This window comes from Rhizobium sp. RSm-3, from assembly GCF_001854685.1.
GTDB classification, from domain to species: Bacteria; Pseudomonadota; Alphaproteobacteria; order Rhizobiales; family Rhizobiaceae; genus Rhizobium; species Rhizobium ecuadorense.
Genome location: NZ_MAWZ01000025.1, coordinates 19,936 through 41,266, shown reverse-complemented (window position 1 = coordinate 41,266; position 21,331 = coordinate 19,936). Strand labels below are relative to the sequence as shown.

Annotated in this window: 16 protein-coding genes and 9 pseudogenes; 15 read left to right on the top strand and 10 right to left on the bottom strand. The window is 57.4% G+C overall.

Annotated elements, in window-relative coordinates:
- Positions 1-91: 91 nt before the first annotated feature.
- Positions 92-219: pseudogene (locus tag BBJ66_RS34300) on the bottom strand (IS3 family transposase); the annotation flags it as partial.
- A gap of 1,016 nt (positions 220-1,235) precedes the next feature.
- On the opposite strand from BBJ66_RS34300, the pseudogene BBJ66_RS33450 reads away from it, so the two are divergent.
- From BBJ66_RS33450 to BBJ66_RS21545, 3 genes and pseudogenes are all read left to right on the top strand, one after another.
- Positions 1,236-1,683: pseudogene (locus BBJ66_RS33450) on the top strand (Tn3 family transposase); the annotation flags it as partial.
- Positions 1,684-2,208: 525 nt separating this feature from the next.
- Positions 2,209-2,595: an ectoine synthase gene (locus BBJ66_RS21550; RefSeq protein ID WP_012489436.1), complete on the top strand. Its 387-nt coding sequence runs from the start codon at positions 2,209-2,211 to the stop codon at positions 2,593-2,595.
- 453 nt (positions 2,596-3,048) lie between these two features.
- Entirely contained in the window at positions 3,049-4,170 is a 1,122-nt protein-coding gene (locus BBJ66_RS21545; protein WP_049731164.1) for a saccharopine dehydrogenase family protein, read from the top strand.
- 260 nt (positions 4,171-4,430) lie between these two features.
- On the opposite strand, the pseudogene BBJ66_RS34290 reads toward BBJ66_RS21545, so the two are convergent.
- Positions 4,431-4,530: pseudogene (locus tag BBJ66_RS34290) on the bottom strand (transposase domain-containing protein); the annotation flags it as partial.
- Positions 4,531-4,575: 45 nt separating this feature from the next.
- On the opposite strand from BBJ66_RS34290, the gene BBJ66_RS33445 reads away from it, so the two are divergent.
- The 8 genes and pseudogenes from BBJ66_RS33445 (at position 4,576) to BBJ66_RS35895 (ending at position 11,297) form a co-directional block, all read left to right on the top strand.
- Complete coding sequence (locus BBJ66_RS33445; RefSeq protein ID WP_225882929.1) at positions 4,576-4,893, top strand: tyrosine-type recombinase/integrase; 318 nt, start codon at positions 4,576-4,578, stop codon at positions 4,891-4,893.
- Positions 4,890-5,372, top strand: a pseudogene (locus BBJ66_RS35425) (tyrosine-type recombinase/integrase); the annotation flags it as partial. The gene BBJ66_RS33445 and the pseudogene BBJ66_RS35425, both read left to right, overlap by 4 nt.
- A 43-nt stretch (positions 5,373-5,415) precedes the next feature.
- On the top strand, positions 5,416-5,619 hold the full coding sequence (locus BBJ66_RS33435) for a hypothetical protein (RefSeq protein WP_225882931.1): 204 nt from the start codon (positions 5,416-5,418) through the stop codon (positions 5,617-5,619).
- A 114-nt stretch (positions 5,620-5,733) separates the two neighbouring features.
- Positions 5,734-5,835, top strand: a pseudogene (locus BBJ66_RS33430) (transposase domain-containing protein); the annotation flags it as partial.
- Positions 5,836-6,343: 508 nt separating this feature from the next.
- Positions 6,344-7,399 (top strand): D-alanine--D-alanine ligase family protein, encoded by a 1,056-nt coding sequence (locus BBJ66_RS21530; protein WP_225882928.1) that lies wholly within the window; start codon positions 6,344-6,346, stop codon positions 7,397-7,399.
- A gap of 511 nt (positions 7,400-7,910) precedes the next feature.
- Positions 7,911-8,804, top strand: coding sequence for a diaminopimelate epimerase (dapF, locus tag BBJ66_RS21525; protein WP_049731162.1), 894 nt, complete (start codon positions 7,911-7,913; stop codon positions 8,802-8,804).
- A 475-nt stretch (positions 8,805-9,279) separates the two neighbouring features.
- The gene (locus tag BBJ66_RS21520; RefSeq protein ID WP_012489441.1) at positions 9,280-10,500 is read left to right on the top strand and encodes an ATP-grasp domain-containing protein; all 1,221 of its coding nucleotides are present in this window, start codon (positions 9,280-9,282) and stop codon (positions 10,498-10,500) included.
- A gap of 563 nt (positions 10,501-11,063) precedes the next feature.
- Positions 11,064-11,297: a CPCC family cysteine-rich protein gene (locus BBJ66_RS35895; RefSeq protein ID WP_086004647.1), complete on the top strand. Its 234-nt coding sequence runs from the start codon at positions 11,064-11,066 to the stop codon at positions 11,295-11,297.
- Between the two features lie 103 nt (positions 11,298-11,400).
- Here the strand turns inward: BBJ66_RS35895 and BBJ66_RS35665 are convergent, their stop codons facing one another.
- A complete protein-coding gene (locus BBJ66_RS35665) occupies positions 11,401-11,529 on the bottom strand; it encodes a hypothetical protein (protein WP_274534087.1) in 129 nt (42 codons plus the stop codon).
- A gap of 501 nt (positions 11,530-12,030) precedes the next feature.
- Between BBJ66_RS35665 and BBJ66_RS21510 the strand changes: the two genes are divergently transcribed.
- The 3 genes and pseudogenes from BBJ66_RS21510 (at position 12,031) to BBJ66_RS35420 (ending at position 14,330) form a co-directional block, all read left to right on the top strand.
- On the top strand, positions 12,031-12,264 hold the full coding sequence (locus BBJ66_RS21510) for a hypothetical protein (protein ID WP_016737406.1): 234 nt from the start codon (positions 12,031-12,033) through the stop codon (positions 12,262-12,264).
- 67 nt (positions 12,265-12,331) lie between these two features.
- Positions 12,332-12,897 (top strand): annotated as a pseudogene (locus tag BBJ66_RS33415) (ATP dependent DNA ligase); the annotation flags it as partial.
- Positions 12,898-14,093: 1,196 nt separating this feature from the next.
- Positions 14,094-14,330 (top strand): hypothetical protein, encoded by a 237-nt coding sequence (locus BBJ66_RS35420; RefSeq protein WP_049731160.1) that lies wholly within the window; start codon positions 14,094-14,096, stop codon positions 14,328-14,330.
- 69 nt (positions 14,331-14,399) lie between these two features.
- Here BBJ66_RS35420 and BBJ66_RS21505 read toward each other — a convergent pair whose 3' ends face one another.
- Positions 14,400-15,416, bottom strand: a complete 1,017-nt coding sequence (locus BBJ66_RS21505) for a sensor histidine kinase (RefSeq protein WP_012489446.1) — start codon at positions 15,414-15,416, stop codon at positions 14,400-14,402.
- Positions 15,417-15,638: 222 nt separating this feature from the next.
- On the opposite strand from BBJ66_RS21505, the pseudogene BBJ66_RS34275 reads away from it, so the two are divergent.
- A pseudogene (locus tag BBJ66_RS34275) lies at positions 15,639-16,167 on the top strand (PAS domain-containing protein); the annotation flags it as partial.
- Here BBJ66_RS34275 and BBJ66_RS21500 read toward each other — a convergent pair.
- From BBJ66_RS21500 to BBJ66_RS21475, 6 genes and pseudogenes are all read right to left on the bottom strand, one after another.
- Positions 16,145-17,105 (bottom strand): annotated as a pseudogene (locus BBJ66_RS21500) (ISNCY family transposase); the annotation flags it as partial. The pseudogenes BBJ66_RS34275 and BBJ66_RS21500 sit on opposite strands and share 23 nt — an antisense overlap.
- A gap of 240 nt (positions 17,106-17,345) precedes the next feature.
- On the bottom strand, positions 17,346-18,335 hold the full coding sequence (locus tag BBJ66_RS21495) for a hypothetical protein (protein ID WP_012489447.1): 990 nt from the start codon (positions 18,333-18,335) through the stop codon (positions 17,346-17,348).
- A gap of 101 nt (positions 18,336-18,436) precedes the next feature.
- Positions 18,437-19,096 carry a DUF1007 family protein gene (locus tag BBJ66_RS21490; RefSeq protein ID WP_071089672.1) on the bottom strand — a complete coding sequence of 220 codons (660 nt, stop codon included), beginning with the start codon at positions 19,094-19,096 and terminating at the stop codon, positions 18,437-18,439.
- A 505-nt stretch (positions 19,097-19,601) separates the two neighbouring features.
- A complete protein-coding gene (locus BBJ66_RS35660; RefSeq protein ID WP_257784634.1) occupies positions 19,602-19,727 on the bottom strand; it encodes a hypothetical protein in 126 nt (41 codons plus the stop codon).
- A gap of 93 nt (positions 19,728-19,820) precedes the next feature.
- Positions 19,821-20,715, bottom strand: a pseudogene (locus BBJ66_RS21480) (nucleotidyl transferase AbiEii/AbiGii toxin family protein).
- Complete coding sequence (locus BBJ66_RS21475) at positions 20,708-21,301, bottom strand: DUF6088 family protein (protein ID WP_012489450.1); 594 nt, start codon at positions 21,299-21,301, stop codon at positions 20,708-20,710. The pseudogene BBJ66_RS21480 and the gene BBJ66_RS21475 overlap by 8 nt, the downstream one beginning before the upstream one ends.
- Between the last annotated feature and the right edge of the window lie 30 nt (positions 21,302-21,331).

The window sequence follows — 21,331 nt, the reverse complement described above, 5'->3', positions numbered from 1 at the left end:
TCTGAAATCGACATATGTCCAAGCCCTCTTTCGAGGCTGAACATCGACAATCATACGCTGATCCGGAAGGTGGGGTCAGCACAGCGCTTACGGTGTGAGCAACCGGCGGAAACGCGAAGCCTTCATCTTGCGTAGCGTTGGAGCCGGTTGCGGCATTGTATCGGCATAGCTTGCCGGGGTCTGGTATCCGAGCGATCAGTGCGGCCGGAAATGGTTGTACAACACGACGACAGAACACCCACGGGACCGAGGTTCGCGAGCTTTTGTATCCGTGGCATCCCTGGTCCGGGCAACCCGTTCACGTGCATGAGGCGGTGTCCAAAGGGACGCATATTTCCGCTGCAGCCTTTCTGGTTCTTCTTCTGGTCGACTTCTTGAGGTCCCATCGTGGATTTCGACCGATCAGTGAGTGGTCGTTGGCGCAGCCTGGCGGTCCCGCACGTCGATCTCGCAAGCCTGCATTCTTTGGCAAGATTGCTGAAGGACGCTGATGCCTCATCGCAATCTTCGGTAATGGGCGCAGCACTTTGGTCGACTCAGCCTATTCAACGCCATGGTGAGGCAGCTACAATGCTGACTTCCAAGAGAACCTTGAGCCTGCCATCGATGCAAAATAGCTAAAAGAGCCAGCCTGCCCGTCTAACCAACGCGAGCAGAACTCTCGGGACATTGTCACCCAACTTGTAGAGGGCCATCTTCGGCGTCAAGGCGCAGACCCTAACCGCTTCCGAGCAGAGAACTACGTAGGGTGCTGGACATATTTGTGAAGAACCCAACACGGCACAATACTTTTATCATCACGGAACGGGCGCGGCAGTCGGCCAGCAGCCAGGCGCCTGTAAAATCCAAGTGTCGAGCCGACAGGGCCTTGAAGGCATGCCTGAAACCAGGATGAGGGAACATATCGCCGGACTGGGCCGAGTTGAAGAACGTTGTGGGCAAGAATCTGTGCCCTCGCCTCATCAGTCCAATTCCGCCGCTGCCGCCGACAGGTGATCACCTTGATGAAAGTCTGGTGCCGGAAGCCGGGCCAACTTGCTCAACGATCGGCAAAGGCCGGCTTGCCCAAGACAGTGTTTGTTGCGGAGAGCGCAGAACCCGACGTGAACGTTTCGGCGGCTGCTAGCGTTGGGGCGTCAACCGCGGCTTTGGATGAGGAACTATAGGACGCAACCCCGTAGCTTACGCCAACTGCGTCCGCCACCTCTGCCAGACGGGAGACCACGACACCGGCATGTCCGACCGGACAATCGATTGGCGCCATGCTCGAGCAGGTTTTCCTGTGGTGCCGGGACCGTTGCATATACGGCCCGTCACACAAGGAACTGGAACGCCTGGTGCGTTCGCAACGGCAGCATTATTTCGATAGCTGGTTGACCGGGGTGAGCGCTCGCCTTTCAGCAACTACTGTCGCATTGCTGGAAGGGTCTATTGCCGAGGCAGACGGGCAGACCGGCTTCAATACGATGAGCGGTGATGCTGGCCAGGCATCTCTCGACAACAACCTCAGCATGACGGCGAAACTTGCCTTCATTCAGAAACTTGATCTACCACGGAATATCTTGTCGACGACCGGCAAGGGCATGGGTGGAACCGATCGTCCGCCGCGTCGCCGGCGAAAAGGCCTGGGAGATGCGGCGGCACGCGCCGGCCAGACAAATCGGCCTCTATGCGATTTATCTTTTTCCCTTTCTCCGACGGTAACATAGTCGTGGAGCATCTGCTTGACCGACATCCGACATCTTGTGTTGGTACTGTCGGGTCCGCAACATAGGCTTGTATGGCCAAATCTCATGGTCAACCCTAGTTTAAATAGCTGAAGAGCCGTCAGAATCACTCTTCTAGGCCTCGACCACTAAATTGGCACAAGTTTTGTAACAGCCAATTGCGAGTCCGGAGCCGTCCACCGTTGATTCCGCAATCACTAAGGAAAGCAATGCGTCAGACGCTTAAGCAGCTCGCTGAGGGCCGTTACAAGACTGGAGGCCATTGAGGCATGCCCGGACGCGGCGCGGGCCTGTTCGAAGCAGTTTAGTAGAAAGGAGATCATCAGAAGCGGCAGTCGCTGCCCGTAACTGCATACGCTTTGGGCGATCTCGCCGTATCGGGCTGCCATCGTGAGGCGATTGCGAAATGCTGCCAGATAGGAAGGAATATTTGAACTGGGATTACGGCAACTTTGAAATCTTCTGACATGAGGAGGACGCGATGTTTGTGCGCAGCCTACTGGACGTCGAAGCTACGGATCACTTCGTGGAGTGGGGCAGCGGTACTAGCCACCGTCTGCTGACGGAAAAGGACGGCATGGGCTTCACCGTCTGCCATACGGTGGTGAGGGCGAACACCGTGTCGCTGCTTCAATACCGCAACCATCTCGAGGCTTGCTACTGCATCGCCGGGGAGGGCGAGGTTGAGGACATGGAGGGCAATATCTATCCGGTCCGCCCAGGCGACATCTATGTGCTCGACAAGCACGACAAGCACTATTTGCGCGGGGGCGGCGACCGAGACCTGATCCTCGTCAGCATCTTCAACCCGCCGCTCACGGGGATAGAGCGCCACGACCTCAATGACCAGTCGGGTTCAGCATACTGAGTAAGGCGGCCGTAACTCGGACCTCTTTGATGCCATGCCTCATGGCGAACGTGTCCTAGACAGAACGCAATCTGGGACATTATCGAAGTTGCTAGCCGACTATCCCGAACGTCGCGATCAGTGATATTGCGCGGCGTCCGCAAACAAGTACTTGCAAGATGCCGCGCTTTGACTTCGTTGTTTGAGGAGATATATCTCCTCGAGTGCAACTTTGGGGATTGGCAAAAAATAGCATATTCCGGGCTATGATCAGTGGGCACGGCATGAATGTCATCGACTTGCTATCTTTGCTTTGCAACTCCAAAATATCAGGGAGCCTCATGTCGTGAACTTGGAAGAGACACCCGCTTCAGGTGCCGCCACTTTTGATAAATCTTTAAACGGCGCTGGTGACAATCTTGATATGAACTACGTCCGCGATCGCAGAAGGTGGATAGTTGCAAGGGAACTGATATGAAGGATGTAGTGGTCATTGGCGCAGGCAAGATTGGCGGCGCTATCGCTTTGATGTTGGCTGCGACGAACGACTACACCGTCGTGGTAACAGATCGCGATCAGGCGCAGCTAGATAAGCTCGACAAGCATACTGCGATTTCGAGTAAGGTAGTCGACATCACCGACAAGACTGAGCTCGTAAAGTTGCTGAAGGGAAAATTCGCCGTTTTGTCCGCGGCGCCATTCAACCTGACCGGCAAAGTGGCCGAGGCCGCATTGGAAGCTTCCGTTCACTACCTCGATCTCACGGAAGATGTCGCAACGACAAAGAAGGTCGAAGAGCTTTCCAAGTGCGCCAACGTTTCTTTCATTCCTCAGTGCGGTCTTGCTCCCGGTTTCATCTCGATTGTTGCCAATGACCTCGCAAAGCGTTTCGACACGCTGGATAGCGTTCGGATGCGCGCCGGCGCACTGCCGCAATACCCGTCCAACGCTCTCAACTACAATCTCACCTGGAGCACGGATGGTCTGATCAACGAATACATTGAACCGTGCGAAGCTATTGTAGAGGGCAAATTCGTCACGGTCCCTGCACTGGAGGAACGGGAAGAATTCTCCTTGGATGGCATCACCTATGAGGCCTTTAACACATCCGGCGGTCTGGGCACCCTGGCCAAGACGCTCGAAGGCCGCGTCCGCAATATGAACTATCGGACAATCCGATATCCCGGTCACCAGGCGATCATCAAGGCTCTGCTGAATGACCTCAATCTGAAGAATCGCCGAGACCTGCTGAAAGACGTCTTCGAGAACGCTCTGCCTGCTACGATGCAAGACGTTGTGGTCATCTTCGTCACCGTCTGCGGATGGAAAGACGGTCGCTATTTGCAGGAGACCTATGCCAACAAGGTTTACTCTGGCGTGGTGGCGGGTAAAGCGATGAGCTCCATTCAGATCACGACCGCCGCCGGCATCACAACGGTTCTTGACCTTCTGGCCGACGGAAAGCTGCCTCAGAATGGCGTCGTTCGGCAAGAAGAGGTCGCACTGCCCGACTTCCTGAACAACCGGTTTGGCCGGGCCTATGACCCGGAGGCCCTGCGCTTGAAGCTGGACCTAGAGGTCCTGCCGATGGACTAGGTGAACTTTAACGGCCCTTGTCACCGGTGACGGTCGACTGCCGGCTGTAGTTGTGATGGCTTAAGACACGTGTTTACGACTCGTTTGCGAGGTGTCTTAGGCGAGGCTCGCGATGCGCGTGGAATTCTTGGTCACGAACGGCGGCGTCGATGGGGTGATGCACAGAAGCTCGACATTTCATGTCGGTTGGGATTTCTGAAACTCCGTAACCATCCGGCTAGGGTGTTGTAGGGTTGTAGGGACTTCGGTGGCTGCCAATTTCAGGGGAGCAATTGTTCGAGCCTGCTGATCGAGGTGTCGGGTGCGAGCGAGCACATCGGCGAGCCACGCTTGTGGATCGAGGTCATTGAGCTTGGCGCTGCTGCGTCACGACGTCGGAACAGCGATCGTCGCTTATAATCCGGCATGGGCGGCCCGCTTCGGCGTGTCGACGCCGTTTTCTTGCGAACACTTGCGCCGCACGTGGGATTTGCCTCCGGCTGCGCCATCACAATGATCGCGAAGCAGGCGCTCGAACTGGCAGGCATTGACGGCTATGCGCACCAAGGTGCTCACCTCTTTCGCCACAGCCTCGCGACCGACCTTTTGCGGTCGGGCGCCAGCTTTGCCGAGATCGGCCAACTGCTCGGCCATCGAAGCATCGACAGTACAAGAATCTATGCCAAGCTCGATATTGAGAAGCTGCGTGAACTGAGCCTACCCTGGCCGGGAGGTGTCCAATGAGCCGGCTTCGCACCGCGTTTGAGCGCTACATCGGCATGCGCCAAGGGCTGGGATACAAATATGACGGTCCGGCAAAACGATTGTCGGAGTTCGTCGCTTTCATGGAAGCCTGCGGCGCCGAGACCATCAAGAATGATCTGGCAATGGAGTGGGTCACCTCGATGGACCGGCAGCCGAGTTGGTCAATCCGACTGGCTGATGTGCGCTGCTTTGCCCAGCACCTGACTCATTTCGATCCTTTGACGGAAGTGTCACCGAGCGACGCTGTGGCGCCGACACGGCGGACAAAACCCTACATCTATAGTGAGGTCGAGATTCAGGCACTTCTGGCGGCAGCACTGTCGTTGCCGCCGGCCAACGCCCTCCGGCGCTGGACATATCACTGCCTGTTCGGGCTGATAGCAGTGGCCGGACTGCGCCATTCCGAAGCGCTCAGCCTGCTCCGGGCCGATGTCGATCTCGACCAGGGCGTCCTCACCATCCGAGAGACAAAGTTTGGCAAGTCACGGCTGGTGCCGCTGCATGCCAGTTGCTGCAGGCGGGCGTCGACTGCTCGGTCATTGCCCTGTGGTTGGGCACGAAGCGATGGAAACGACGCTGACCTATCTTCATGCGCATCTCGTACTGAAGGGATCTGCACTCGCAGAGCTGAAGCCGTACGAACGCGCCAAGGCCGAGCGATTTCGACCAAGCGACCGGCTTCTCGAATTCCTGAACGCCCTCTGAGCATGAGGACTATGCCAAGCGCCAAACAACGGCGACCCGCCGAACCGGCCGGGAACGCACGGTTTGATGCAAACAAGAGAAGAGGCGCTCGGCATAGTTCGACGGTCGGCATAAACCGCAAAGCTGAACGGCGGCGATCCAGAGGCTTACCTAGGAGACGGCCTCACTCGCATCGCCGATCACTCCATCAACCGGATCGATGAACTTCTGCCGTGGAGGCTCCAACTTCCCCGCGGAGGGCTTGACCGGACGCTTACTGTCATCGGAGTTGGTTGCGCCACCGACGGAAACCGGGAAGACGGAGGTCAACTTCGCCCTCTTGGAGGCGAGGACAAACTGGGCCGAAACGCTGAGACTACAGCACCCCGACACACCTTCCGTCGACTTTGTGCAATTGATGACACGGCGGTGTTCAGCCCCGCGTCCTGCCGTACTCTCATCGAAGCCATTCAATAAAAAGCAGACATTTCGTGGTGGCTCTTTTTGGCCCAGTTGGCACGCCTGTTGCTGCAATCGATGCAAGTTGCGTGCAGCTGCCAACCGGACTTTAGGTCTGGGCGACAGTGTGAGCGACGAGCCGAGGAGAAAAGCACGAAGTCAGGGTAGCATCGTCATTCAAACCGAGAAACGCGCTGTTTCACTTGTAGGCCCTCACGCCCAGCCCAGAGCCATTGAAGGGACGGCGTCCGGGTCTGGAGCGATGTGTACGAAAAGGTACGTCGAGTTGTTCGACGATGCCGCCCAGGCGGGTAATCAGAACGAGTTCGCCAGCAAGGAGGACGACAAAATGCATGACGCGAAACTGCTATCGGCCGCACGAGAAGTTCTATCCCCGTTGCGGCTAGTTCTTCTTGCTGGAGGATCATCAACTGAGCGCGCAGCATCTCTTGAAACTAAAGATGTACTATTGCCGCACCTCCAGAACCTTTGCCGTTCAGTTGAATTTGTTGAGCCGAACGATGTAGAGCAATTGCTCCGCGCCGTCCTCCAATGCGACTTCGTGCTCAGTGTGGTCTATGGCGCAGGAGGCGAAGATGGTACGATGCAGGGGTTCCTTGACATCCTGCGCGTTCCCTACTCCGGGCCATCAACGCTGCCCTCCGCAATTGGAATGAACAAAGACATCTTTGTCTCATTGCTTCGAGATTGGGGCTATCCAGTCCCGCGAGGCCGTTTAGTAGCAGCCCTGGGAGACCCTCGCTCCTGGCCGCTCGAACTACAGCAGTCGCAGGTACTGGTCCTTAAACCGATTGGCGAGGGGTCCAGTATTGGAATCAAGATGCTGGATGGCCATGCTGCAGCCGCGGAGGCGATTGCCCGAATCGAACCTACTGATTGCTCCAGGTGGCGCCTTGAAGAATTCATCGAAGGGCCATCTGGCACCGTCGGTATCTTTCAAGTGGGATCAGAGCTTATCATCGGAGATGTCGTGTTATTCGACCTTCCAATCGGCTGGCGCTTCTACGATGACCGGCTGAAGCAGAGGTCGGTCGATGAGCATGCTATACCCAAGATACTCCAAGGACCGGCGGCAGAACGTATCCGCGATGATGTCCTCAGGCTTTATAAACAGCTGGACTGTAAGGGGCTTGTACGCTTCGACTTTATCTATAATGACGGCGCCCCCGTCTACCTCGAGGTTAACACCATCCCAGGACTGCTCCCTGAAAGCAATGCGCCGCTCTCGTTCCAATCACGGTTCTCATTCGAAGATCTCATCACACTAAGCACTGCTGCGCAGATACCCGGGCAGCTGATGATCTCTACTAAGGTTGTGTGACGTAGGCTAGTGTCGTGAGGAGGTGCGTAATGAATGGAAACGTCTCCGGCCCGCGCATTTGACGCCGGAGCAGATGGAGGAGTGCTGTCTGACAGCCGCGGCTGCGTTACGCTAGGGGCGGCTTCCCCAGACTGACATCGCCCGATAGATCGGCGTCAACTGCGCGAGTGTCTGTCATTAGGGGCGCTACGCTGGCGCGCCGGCGCCGATTGGCTGCCAAGACACGGGACGGCCGCGGCTTGAGTACCAAGCCTGAGGCCGGCTAGGCAGCCTCCTGGCTAAGGGGTGACGGCTGGCTCTGCCACCGAGTGTTAGACGCGTAAGTGCCATTGCGGGGCTGGTAGAGGGGACCTTGGAGTGCACTAACATCGGCGCAATCTGGAGCGCTGCTTGAAACGCTCAAGGGCTCAGCATGGTCCTGCCACACGAGCCAAGGAGCGGGTGAATCGCAGCCTAGCGTAACACGATTGGATTGCTTTGAGTTGAACACTTTATCTAGCTGGACAGAACAATGAGACACATCAACTTTCTCTCATGCCCTCCACCAGTTGACTTGCCCGGGCAGTGGCCATTTATCAAGATGCACGGCTTACACAACTATTTTGTGATCGTAGATCGGCGCGACGGGTCGAAGTCTTTCGATCGTGAGGACATCGTCCGCATCTGCGATTGCCACACCGGTCCGGGAGGCGAGCAACTGCTCACCATCGAACCGGCCTCGGACAAGGGGCGCAACGTCGGTGCCTACGCGGCGATGAGAATCTTTAACATAGACGGCAAGGAAGTCGGTGCATGCGGCAATGCCACGCGCTGCATTGCGTATCTTCTTCTCGAGGAGACCGGCGAGGACGAGGTGCAGATTGAAACGAAAGCAGGTGTCCTTCACTGTCGAAGAGCAGGGCCAATGCAAATCAGCGTCACGTTTGGGCCAATCAGCATGGACTGGCGCAGGATTCCCCTGTCCAGAGAGGTAGATACGCTTCACTTGCCAGTACAAAGCGGACCACTGAAGGACGGCCTCGCGCTCGATATAGGCAACCCGCACGCTGTCTTCTTCGTCGATTGCCTCGAACTCTTTGACATGGCTCACCATGCGCCGGTGGTGCAGAACGACCCCCTCTTTCCCGAGGGCATTAATGTGGACGCCGCCGAGGTTCTGGACGGGCGGACACTGCGGCTCGCCGTCTGGGAGCGTCCGGGCATATTGACCAAGGCATGCGGAACCGGCGCATGCGTCGCCGCCTATGCGGCACTGAAACGAGGCCTCGTCACTTCCACCAGAATTGCGGTCCACCTTCCGGCCGGATTGCTGAAAATCGAGATCGCAAACGGAGACATGGCTGTCATGACCGGGCCTGTCGCGTTCTGCTGTCATGGCTTTATAGAAGGAGGCAAGAAGTCGTAGGCTAACGTCAGTTAGCTCTTGCGAGGTTGCGCGGGTTGAGGGGCTGAGTGAGCCAGGCAAGTGGATCGACGTTGTTCATCTTCCCCATTTATGCCGACCGTCGACCTATCCCGAGCACCTCTTCCCACATTGACCTTGCCACCAAGTTTTATCCAGCTTTGAGTTCGCTCCAGCGGTTTGAGTTGCTGCGACGTACATCACAGCGCAAGACTCGTTCCACCCTCGTTCTTCCTTTGGCTGACCAATCTCTGACGGATATATCGCGGACGAGCGTAACCCCGCAGACTCAGCAATTTTCTCACGTCCAAAGAAATGCCGTTGTCGGATATATGACATTGACGATAGTCAGCCATCGTCCCTTTCTCCCTCATCTGAGCACTGAACATTAATGATAGAAAGTGCCCCGATGTTTGTGCGGCTGGCACAACTCTTGCTGGTGTGAATTGAAGAGCGGGAGCCGACGAGAGTGCCGAGAGTGACGAGAAGAGCGCTAGTTTTTATCGAAGGTAATACCGCCGGTACCGGACAACTTTATGTCCGGGCCGCGCAGGATCTTGGGCTCCATCCAATAGTCCTGGCAGCTCCGCCCGTCCAATACGACTATCTTAAGGAAAAATGTATCGAGGCAATCGTAGTTGATACGAAAGATCTTGATGCGCTTATCCGCGAATGTTCCCGCCTCCGTTCAACGTATGACGTAGCTGGGATCACCTGCGCCAGAGAGGCATTCTATGCGACTAGTGGCAAACTCTGTCGGCATTTTGGGCTACCAGGCCCCAATCCGGAGGCGGTAGAAAGATGCTGCAACAAATTCACGCAACGTCAGCTCCTTAAGGAAGGAGGCGTTTCCGTACCGTCATATTTTCTAGCAGTGAATACTACCGAAGTTATATCCGCCGCTGCAGAGATTGGCTTCCCTGTAGTTGTTAAGCCAGTCGTAGGTGTTGGTAGTGCCGGTGTACGACTCTGCTGCAATGTCGATGAGCTGTGTGAGCAGACGAGCCATTTGCTGAACAGCACTGACGTGCGAAATTTCTCGTCAGGCATACTGATTGAAGAATTGGCGCGAGGCCCACATTTTTCGGTTGAAACAATGGGGACTGACGTTATAGGGGTCTGTGCCGCTGATTTCGGCCCACCGCCGCACTTCGTGTATCGTCATTTCGCATTTCCGGCCCCGCTGAATGAATACGAGTACCAGCGTATCGTCGACGTTGCACAGAGTTCTTTGCGAGCTCTCGGTCTTGAATGGGGACCGGCCAATATCGAACTCCGGTGGACGAGTCGTGGACCCGTCGTTATAGAAGTCAATCCGCGCCTTGCTGGAACGCCGGACCCACAATTGATTCTCTTAGCATACGGTATCGACCTCATCACCGAGCACATCAAGCTTGCTATCGGCGAGGAGTCGACGTTGCACAGGAGACGTTCGCACACTGCGGCCGCCCGAATACTAGTTCCTGACCGCGACGGCACACTAACGTGGTCTGATAGCGAGAGCCGGTTGGCCGTTTTACCAGGTGTCGCCGAGGTCAAATTGTATCTAGCTACGAACACGCCGATCATTAGGAAAGGAGATGCCCGAGACTGGATCGGGCACGTCATAGCGGTTTCACCGAGCCTAGCCCAGTGCGAGGCGATCCTTCAGAATGCCGTCGATCAAATCGATTGGACAATAACTCCATTTCCGACGTAAACGCCTATTTCTGCCCACATCGCCAGGCCTTTGATCTTCGGTTCCAGCTAGAGGCATTTGTGAGCCGCGTTCCCGCCGTATCGTGTTTCGTCAATTCGCATTTCCGGCCCCGCTGAACGAATACGAGTACCGGCGTATGGCCGACGTTGCACAGATTTCTTTGCGAGCGATCTCACCATCAGTGAAGCAAAAGTAGAGAAAACCCGGACAACCGGCTGATAATTTACGATCGTTTGACGAAACAGCGCGCGCGCATCTTGCAAATACTGCTCATATGCCTGCAGTTGTTGTTCTGCTTCGATTGTGATCGACCTCAATCTCTTCGGCAACGCCAGTTGATCAGGGTCTGGACGGCGAAACGGGTGACGGAGATCATCAATCCGTGGAGCGTCGCGATTGCCCTCCTGCCGTAATCCGATTGCCGGGATAGTCACCAGAACACGCGGTGCGGCAGCAATTTGCCGACCGATTCGGCGACGAAGTAATAGGCACTGCGCGGCGTACTAGGCCCTGTTGACAAAGTCTGTGACTGAGGTGAACCTCTCGCAATGTAGTTTCGCAACATCATTGAGCCTTACGTTGAGGGGCAGGCATACCGGTGCCCGTGCTGCCATTTCGCGACCCTTTCAGAGCGAGGCGGCTACGAGATTCGCCCTGTGTGTTTTTGGGAAGATGATGGGCAAGACGATCATGATGCTGAGTTGGTCCGAGGCGGTCCGAACGGCCCGCTGTCGCTGGTCCAAGCGCGACTGAATTTCGCAGAATCCGGCGCTTGCAACCTTCCACCATCGCAATAATATACGTCCGCCTACCGAAGCTGAACGCTAACGATCCCCAAATGAGCTGAACTCTGATTCAAAGCTGCTCTTTGCTACCAGGAGGACGCGTCTACCCACCAGATCAGAAAAGCTCATGCGCGCGTGCAAGTCCGGTCGCAATTGCAAGCTCCTCGAGGCTGTAGCCTCTGGAGATACGAGCAGCCCTGCGGCTTGCTGCCGGGGTCGTATCTGACATGACAATCTGATCCATGTTCTTTATCTCCAATTTTGCGTGCAAGAAATGTCCTAAGAGGCATTGAGTTCCTAGTGCCGCGAGCTAGTCCGCAGGCGCCCTCTTGCTCTTCTCCTCGCGTAGTCGCGACATCCTCAGACCTTCCGTCAGCGGCGCGCTTGAGTATGCCATCTTCACTACTGAGGAGAAGGGCAGGGTCGTCGACTGGCCGCCCGGTTGTGAGCAGGCGATATTCGGCCGGGTGCTGGACGAGATGCCGGGAAGGCCGCTGCCATTAAGCTGGGCACCCGAAGATTGGGCCGCAGGGGTTCCGGAAGCGAGCTTTCATGTTCGCCGCAACCGCAGCAGACCTCACCGGATCTCTCGTCTTGTTCATGTTCCGAAGCCGCATGAGGTGACCGTTCTCGACTGTGGCGTCCTTTGAGTGGGGAACGACCGCCGTCAGGATCCCGAAGAGTTGGAGACTGAGGTCTTGTTGTAGATCGCTCCTCCGCTATGTCGATAGCTGGAGGATGTCACATGCCAACGCACGACAAACACTTCCGCATGCTTTCGGAAGCGGTACAGGCTTGGTACCGCTATTACGAAGTCGAACCCGACGACCAGGCGTCGCAAACCTTGTGCTCGGCCGCCATCGAGTTCTTCAACGAAGGCGCGAGATCGTTAGAGGATGTCACGACGCTGCTCATCGGCACCTATGTCGGCAGGTGGGCAACACGTGTAAACGCGCCGACGTCGGCTGCCGTTCACTGACCTGCCCGATTGACTGCATAACCAGGCTTCGCCCTGAGCATTCTTAATCGATCGACAGCTTCCAGCCGACGGCCACGACCTCACTGGAACCGAACTCGCCTCGCGACGCCATCTTCTGGAAGGGCTGGTGCCGGCAGGCGGCGAAGACGCCCTTCGACTGTCCGAGGATCGAGACGGACGGAGAGGTTCTCCTGCGCATCGCCTGCGACCACGGGCTTGAGGGGATCATCGCCAAGCGAAGGGACGCCACCTATCGACCCGGTCGGCTGGGTGAAGATCAAATGTGTCCAGAGCGATGGCTTTTTAATCATTGGGCATGAGAAGTCGACGGCGTCATTGCGGGCATTGGGCGGCTGCTGCTCGCCGCGCAGAGGAAAAGAGCTGGTATGTCGGGGGAGTGGGAACCGGCTTCAGCGAATGTTCTGCGGGTGAGTTCCGGAAACAGATAGACAAACTGACCATCGGCAAGCCCCCTGTCGATACGGACGGAAGTGAAATGCGGTCTTCGTCGATCCGAAGCTTGTTGCCGAGATCAAATATCGAGCGTGGACGCACGACGGGAAGCTGCGGCACGCGTCATTTAAGGGGCTGCGCGACGCTGCTGATAACGCAGGCGTTTATGAGGTGCAATAATTCGCCGGCGCCGCTACGACCCGTAGCGGCCAATTCACGCCCGCGATGGGCTGAAATCCGTCCCTGGTCGCTGAATGAGGTTGCAGTTTACAATTTCTTCCGGTCCTCCTGCTTAGGTGTGATTATCCGCACGAAGCGATAGAGCCATGGAACCGGCTGGAAACCTGCGACACGACATCGAGGCGGCACTGCAACGTCAAAACTTGACGGGTTGGCAGCGAACGTTTCTTGCCGACATTCACGCTCGCCTTGAGCGTTCTGGCGGAAATGCTCGCCTCTCAACAGTGGCGAAAGACTTTCGAGATTCTAAGGCAGCGCTCGGCCCGCCCCATCGCAATCCGCGGTCGTTCCCTTTCCCCGATCTCGCCACCAGCCCAAGAAAATGTTCGTCCCCAGTTTTGGTAGAGCAGGCAGACGGCTGGCCATTGGGCTCCTGATCGTTGCTGCTGTGGCCGTCGCACAGCAGGTATCCGATTTGGGAGGGCAATTTCAGTCAACTCCGGCACAGCGAGGACATCTGTGGCCCAGGAATTCACGGTGACCGACGGAGACACCGTACACGTCGTTGGCGATGCCGCCGGAACACGTTTGGTGGGCTTCAACACGCCGGAGAAGTTCTCGCCCCAATGCTAATATGAGCGCCAACAGGGCGAGCGGGCGTCGGCGCGGCTTCGAGAGCTGGTTGCCGGCGGCAGCACCGAACTGAGAAAAGTCGCGTGCTTTTGTCCGCCGGGCACCGAAGGTACGAAGAAATGCGACCATGGCGCTCTTTCGGGATGCTGTTGGTTGACGGGAAGGATGTCGGCAGCATTCTGATCAGCGAAGGCCTTGCAGTACCATTCGTCTGCGGCCGCAAGAGCTGTCCTCCGAGGCCGAGACCATGGTGCAAGGCATAGCCGACGAAATCCGGTGGACCCGTTGGATAGTGAGCGCCTTATGACGACCATCGAAAAAAGCGCCCCTGACTCCTTTTTTGAAAGGAACAAAATGGGAACATTCCTGAGGCGCTCTATTCCATCTCGAATACGGAGGATCCGGCATGCCTACGGTGTTGTTCAGACACGACCAAGACATCTCGCTTAACGATGTACTGAAGATTGCAGTCTACGCGAAGCACGTTGCAGGCAGTGCTATGAAGTGTTCGCGGAAGATGGTTCGAGGTCTCGTCGGACGCTCTGTCGCGGCGAGCGCGGGACGTGTCTGATGCCCTCGATTTCAGTGAAGAACCATATTTCTCGCCGGAGACGACGAGGAAGGTTCTTAAGCTTCGCAATGCGGTGTGGGGTATGTGCTTCGACTATCTCGGTGAATGCGGCCACCTGGGCAAATCAACCGACCTTCTCAGGATGGACCAGGACCTGGAATACGTCGTCGAAAAACTCGTCATCTACCACCTGTCTCCTCAGGAGATCGAAGGCCGAGTAGGCGCATGAAGGCCAGTTGTTTCGCTGATCTTGGCATCGGCGACGACACGGAGCCTCGGGGCAGCATTTGACATCTCTTCATACTTCAAGATCCGGACAATTTTGATATTGCAGTTTCTGAAGCGATGCCTCGAGGTCGAGCTTGAAGCCGGTTGCGGCGTAGTCAAACGAGACGTCTCCGAAAGCGGACAGGCTCGTATTGACCAAGCGGGAGCCGAAGCCCTTCTTCTTTGGGGCTTCCACGGCTGGGCCACCGCTCTCTTGCCAATGGAGATTGAAGCGATCGTCGCCGACATTTTTGCGCACGGACCACTCGATCTCGACAGTTCCTGTATCCCCTGATAGAGCCCCGTACTTTGTCGCATTGGTGACAAGCTCATGCAGCACGAGGGCGAAGCCAAGAGCCGCTTGCGGGTTCAGGCTGACTGCCGGACCGCTTGCTTTGATGCGGCTCGGTTCAACGCCGAGATTCACCGTGGTCGCTTCGATGATCGTATCGACGGCTGCGGATAACCAGTTCTTCTGCAGCAAAATATCGTGCGCGTTTGCATATGCCTTGATGCGCGACGAGATCGACTGCTCCGCGGCTTCGATGCTGGCGGCGTTCCGGAATGACTGGTTGGTGATCGCCTGAACGACTGCCAGCGTGTTCTTGATGCGGTGAGAAAGTTCGTGCATCAGGACGCGCTGTCGCTCCTCATTTTCCCGCTGCTCGGTTCGATCCCTGAGGATCTTCACGAAGCCTTCGAGTTCGCCATCATCCGATCTCAACGCCATCATCTGGCCCGACGCCCAGAATAACGAGCCGTCCTTTCGAAGGTGCCAGCGCTCATCATCTCCATGGCCCTGGGTCAGTGTGGCGGTCATTTCCCGTTGAGGAATGCCCGCCGCGCGGTCTTCCTCAGTGAAAATAACGGCCACGGGATGGCCGACGATTTCGGTCTCATCCCATCCGAGAATTCGGCGGGCACCCTCATTCCAGGTGATCACTCGGGAGTCGAGATCCAGGGCGATGATCGCATATTCGATGGCACTCTGAAGGATTGCTTCGAGAAAGCGCTCCCGAGCGCGACTGGAGGTGGAAATGGGGTTCATGATTTTATTCTGCGCCTGATCCTTCCGGTCGCGCAAGCGGAATTGCCTTACCTCATCCCATACAGGCGCAATGACAACGCCATCGAATCGTGACTCCCGGACGGGCTGGTCGGGAAGCCTGCCGCATAGGCCAGTCGGTCGATCGTCTTTTAGGAAAAAGACGGCGTGCGACGTTATCGGACCTCTTATTGAGCGTGGAAGCATGACGACCCAATTTGACAACTGCACGGCGACTTACCTTCGGTATCGTCAGAAGCAGCCTTGGCCGACCGGAAAGAACTTGCGGCGGTCGCGTTCGAACGAATAGGATGCCGATGGTCGTCAATGGCGCGCGCAAGCCGGATCTGCCGATCGTGCTGGCCTACAGATCATTCCTCGAGCTGACCGGTTGCGCCGCCGGAGAGGTGCTGGGCCGGAATTGTCGTTTCCTTTAGGGCCCGGCGACGTCTCCGATCGCCGTCGCCGAACTTCGCGCTGCATCGCCGACGAGCGGGAGGTGAGCGTCGAGATCTTGAATTATAAGAAGAACGGGGAGCAGTTCTGGAACCGCTTGCATTTAAGTCCCATCCATGGGGACGACGGAAGGATGCTTTATTTTTTTGGATCGTAAATCGACATGACGGAGTACCGGCGGATAGAGGCGCTGGAAGCGTCCGAGCATCGGCTGCTGACGGAGGTCGGCCACCGGTCGAAGAACGTCCTCGCCATCGCGGACAGCATTGTTCGCCTCACCAACGCCGACGATCCGGCCGGAGGCGGGCAAAGAGGGCGAGATTGTAAGCGACCACCGATGACCAGACATAAGCCTTGAAGTGGTCGAGCCCACGCCAGGTGCAGCGCCCCAAGCCACAAGCGCGTTTCAAACATGAGATGCCGGCCTCGATGCCGGCGCGGAAGTTTCTGAGCTTGCGATCGACCCCGGCTACCGACCATATCTTCGATCTTGAGGCCGCACTTCTTGTGGAAGGCCATGTCGCGGATGCCGCAGGCTTTGGCTCGGCTCAAATTATCGCGGCTGGCATAGCCGGCCCTGATGCGGCGCCTGGCCATAAAAGGCGATGTGGCGTTCCAGCATCGGCAGCAAACGCTTGCTGTCTGCCGGTTGCCGGTTTCGACGACGAGGTCGAGGACCAGTCCGCTTCTGCCGGTGGTCAGATTGAGTTTGTGGCCGTAGTCGACGTCGCGGCTGCCTTCGACGATGATGTCGGCATGCGGCTCGAAGAGGCTCACCAGCTTCTCGCCAGCCGGCACCGGCTCGCCGGCCAGGACCCGCCGTTCGGTCTGGCCGATGATCCGGTCGATCAGCAGCTTATAGTGGCGGAGCTGGGTCTGCCACAGTTCGCCGGCCGGGCCAGCCGTCAGGGGCAACTGTTCACTCGCCTGCTGCAGATAACTCAAGGTCGTGCGCGTGATCTTGAGCAGTTCGCGGTAGTGCTTGATCCGTTTGGGGCGGCCGCGGGTATTCGATCGCTCGAGCCCGCTTCTTTGCCGCGCGGCGGTGGTCGTGCCATGGGATGGCGCTACCCAGTGCCACGGCCTGCTGCAACAGCCGCACCGTCACCCGGACAGCGTCCCATAATAGGCTACTGTCGCTCGGCTCATGGATCAGTGCGGCGGTGACGTGCTGTCGACGCGCACGACCTTGCCACTTTCCAGCTTCTCCTGCCGGGCGCTCGCCAGCAGCACCCTGCCAGAATAATTTTGCCCTGCGAGGAAAAGCAAAATTCGTGCGTGTTTGTGCCTGTGGTTCCCAAGGTTGCGAGTGTCGCGGCATTCAGGATAGAACGAGCGAGTTCCATCTCAGTGTGCTCCAAGCATTGGCGGCGACGAGGAGGCTGCTGCAGCAATGTTATACGCAGAGGACTTTGGTCGTCAAAGCTAAAGGTGACATTCAAAACGACGATCGTTTTCTCAGATGCCACCCGCTTTTCAATTGGATGCTTGGCAGAGGGGAATTGGACGCGGCGGTGGTGCTGGATGATCCTGCTTATATCTTGCGATGATCGGCTCCAGCCGCTCTTTCGGCCAGAACTGCGGAGAGCCGATCTCGCCAAGGCAGGTAGCGTTCCAGTATGATCCAGCGCTTACTGGCGACTTGCCCGATGTCGTTGCCCGGCCGACCGCGGCGATGTCGCGCGCCTCCGGGTAGATATAGAGCGTCGTCGGATTATCCTTGACCATCGACAAGACTTCCGGGGTCTCTTCCGGCGACCAGCTGGTGCATCCGTCGCTTCGCCCGCCCGCATAGGTGACCAACTTCCCGACAGGGACATAGCCTTTCCGATCGGCATATGGGCTCTCCGGCTTTTTCTGCATGCAGATCCCAGAGACGAGCGCCGCAGCATGCCCGCCGATTGCGCGTTGTCTGGCGTTGGCGGTATCGCCGATCCCATCGAATTGAACAAACGAGCGGGTCAAAACCGCCTCTCTGTTAGAAGGCGCCAGATAATAGCCTTTGAACGAGGTCTTGATCTCGCTTGTCAGATACGCGCCACCGGCGGTCAAGTTTGAGTCCAGCGCGTTGCCAAAATTCTTAGCGCATTCCCGGCCGTTGGAGAAGTTGACCACGCCAGGGAGGTTGAGGCCGCCACCATGCCCTGCCGAGATCACCCGAAACGACTGCTTCGCCTCGCAGATCACGTAGAACCGGCCAACTGTCAGATCGTTGGGTCGTGTCGCATCCATTGCGAAGTAACAGGCGTTCTTGACCGTTCCCTCCGCGACCTTCTCCAGATATAACCTCCGCGCCCGCTCCAGAACCACGCGCGTGATCTGGCCTTTCCCGTCGCCGACGTAGTCTGCTATCCAAGCCGGGAAAGGCGAACTCTTGCCCGCGGCACGTGCGGGAGTTGATCCGGACAGCATTGGTGCCAGGATGACCAACCCCGTTGCTAGCAAAAGGTTGAGCCTGGAACGCATCTGGTGCTCTCCGTGATGTAAACAAAGACCTGAATGACATCGATCATCATGACAGAGGCGACAACGAGGTTCGATAGTTCGCAATTATGCCTCGACACTCCTTAACAGCGCACTTCCAATCGGGTCGCAACAATCTGCGAGTAGTCTGTGCCCACTGGATCGTTGAAGAACATCGTCGTCAGCATCGCCTGATTTTCGGAAAGGATTTCTTTCGAGCCAGGCCTGACGACTTTGTGAGTGCAACCGCTAAAGCCTTCGCCCGAGATTTTCAGATCGGCATCGCTGGCAAAATCGAGAGCAGTATAGAGTGTCGGATCATAAACGCCGAAAACAATCAATCCTTTGAGCGGCGTCTTGGCCATTGGCTTCTGTGCGAAAGACAGGGTGAGGGAGCCGTTCTCATAGGTCCCATGCAGGATGTCCGGCTTCGCAAGCGCGAGTGTTTTCCCATTGATCGTGATGTTCATATAATAGTTGTACTGCGCAAGCGACTCCCGGACTGTTTTGGCGACGGCAGCAACTTCCGCAGGGTCGAGGGCATTGTTGCGGTTCTTGTCGTAGTCGAGCAGCACTGACGACGAAAACACCTCATCGAACTGCCATGTGTCGCGCAGCTCCTGGAGGCTTCCATCGGGCGCCGCGACCGCCTCGAATTTTGCATCAACGAAGATATGGGGATGGGCGAACGTGTTAGTCGGCATCCCGAGGAAGAGAAGTGAAGTTGCGATAGTGGCGTGGCGGCGTTTGTTCGCGAGGCTCATGCTACGTGAGTGTCGAGAAGATTGCGACGGATTTAAGTTTCGATCGCCGTGGTTTACCGGAATGCACCTTCCGCTATTTCGCCGCCGAGACGTTGGTCGAGTTCCTCGTGCTGGCCGTTGCGGCAACTTGGCGATTCACGCCGCCACCGCGCGCCTATCGCTGCGGCAGCACAGCCGGCTTCGACGCATCTTCATTCAGACAAGGCGATGGCAAAAATCATCGTCACGCCCGGGCGCGCTGGCCCTGTCGAGATTGCGGCCTTCCTGATGAAAGGCGACATCGATCCGCTGGACGCCAAGAAGTGACCTTCGTCTTGTCGACCCCCCCCTGCGGGAATAGAGCCAATCAAGCGTGCGGCGCGCCAGTGGGAGGACGCGTGCCGTTGCGGCAAGTGGAACATCCGTGTCGATTCTCGCGTCAGCGATTTTGAGCTTGCTCGGGCTTCCGGCGAGATTGAAATTGGGAATTAGAATGCCTTCACTGCAAACACACCGGATCTTCATTTTACGTGGCGCAACTTTCCTCAAACGAACCCGCACCCGTGCGGTATTTGGCCACATCCTCGCCGAGGCCGGAGCCGGAATAACCGGGTCCGAGCTTCACTCTCATCACATCAAGGGTGCCTGCCACGAGCAAACGCCTAATAATTGGCGCGAAGCCAAACCGCGTCGGTGACAGGGCACTCACAGTAATGGGCAGGTGCGGCTGTGGGCCGGCAATTGCTTATTTTGACGCGTCGCTTTTGTTGGCATGCGCCTGAATTTGCGTGCATCGCTCGAACAGGTGCTCGAACGGCTCGGAATCGCCGAGCAGCAGACCGTCGTCGACCATGCGCGCGTAATCCTCACCGAGTGCGCGCAGACCTTCTCCGGAGGGTGTCAGAACCAGATTGCCATTGACGGCTGCGGCGTAGTCGATGGGCGAGCGGTCGGCCGCCTTTTCCGCAAAGAACATGGATTTGTGTTTCGCCACGGCATTGGCAAGCTGCCGATCCGCGAATGCCTTGTCGGCGAAACCAGCATCGTTCAACCGGACGACGTCATGCCAATGACGAGCAAAACGATCACCGCGGAGGCGCTCCTGCAGGCAGAAGACATGGATGGCGGTCGCTTTCTCCCAGAACGTCCGCTCCGCGTGCATGACGCGGGGAGTCGCTTTCGGAAATTCGACACCATCAACCTGACCCGACGCGTCACAGTCGACATCGCGAATACTGGCCGGCTCGCCGGTGGATCGGTCCCCGAATTCGAGCATGACGCTCCGGGCGACATAACCGGATCCGCTGCTCACCGCGTCATAGTCCACGCTTCTCCTCGCTGCGGGTTTTCGGCAGCGCCTCATCATTGTCGCCGACCAAGTCCGGCGCCAGGGCGCGGATATCATAGGTCAGGTCGACATCCTCGGAGAACCTTTTGATGACACCGTAGGCTTTCGATAGCGAAGTGCCGCCCTTGAAGACGAGATGCTCACCGAGCTTGGACGAAAAGAGCGTCTGCAGCGTCCAGACGACCCAGACATCCTTTTCGAGGAGATGAATGGGCCGTCCGGTGCGGTCGGCCGCCACCGCCAAGGCTTCGCGTCGGTTATCCTTTGACAAGGTCAGAAACAGATCAGCGATGCGCAGCCTTTCCTACGCTTCTTGCAAGCCAGGTCGGAAACTGCGGAGCCGCCGCCACCAGCTCGCCGAACGCGTCTGGCGGCAGCTTTCGCTTGATCCGCGACAGTGCTTCATCGGCCCTCTCCGGCCCAAGCCATGCAAGTGCGCGGACCGCCACGCCAGCAGGTCGATCTGCCAAGGCCAATTGCCAGCGCGGCACGTGCTTGAGCTCGACCGTCTGCTGTCCAAGGGTCATCGTCCGGCTACGGCCGGATGTCAGGTAGACGGAGCGGACCGGGACCTGGGAGGTCAGGCCCAGGGCATTTGCCGCGGCGGCGCCATTCGAGACGATGACCTCACCGCGCTGCTGCGCCACCGCCTCTACGGCCTGTTCGACCGTCGGCGGCCGACTGCCAAAGCGACTTTTGACGGGCCGCATATAGATACCACGGCCCGCCCGGACGAGCTCGCCACGCTCGGCCAGGCGCGACAGAGCCCGATCCAGGGCGGCTCGATTTCCGAGATGCAAAAAGCTCTTTGCCGAAAGCGCGGATCCTTCCGGCAGTCGTTCAGCATGTCCCATGATTTGCGATGTCAGCTTTTGCATGGCATTTCTCTTGTCAGAAATATATGCAAA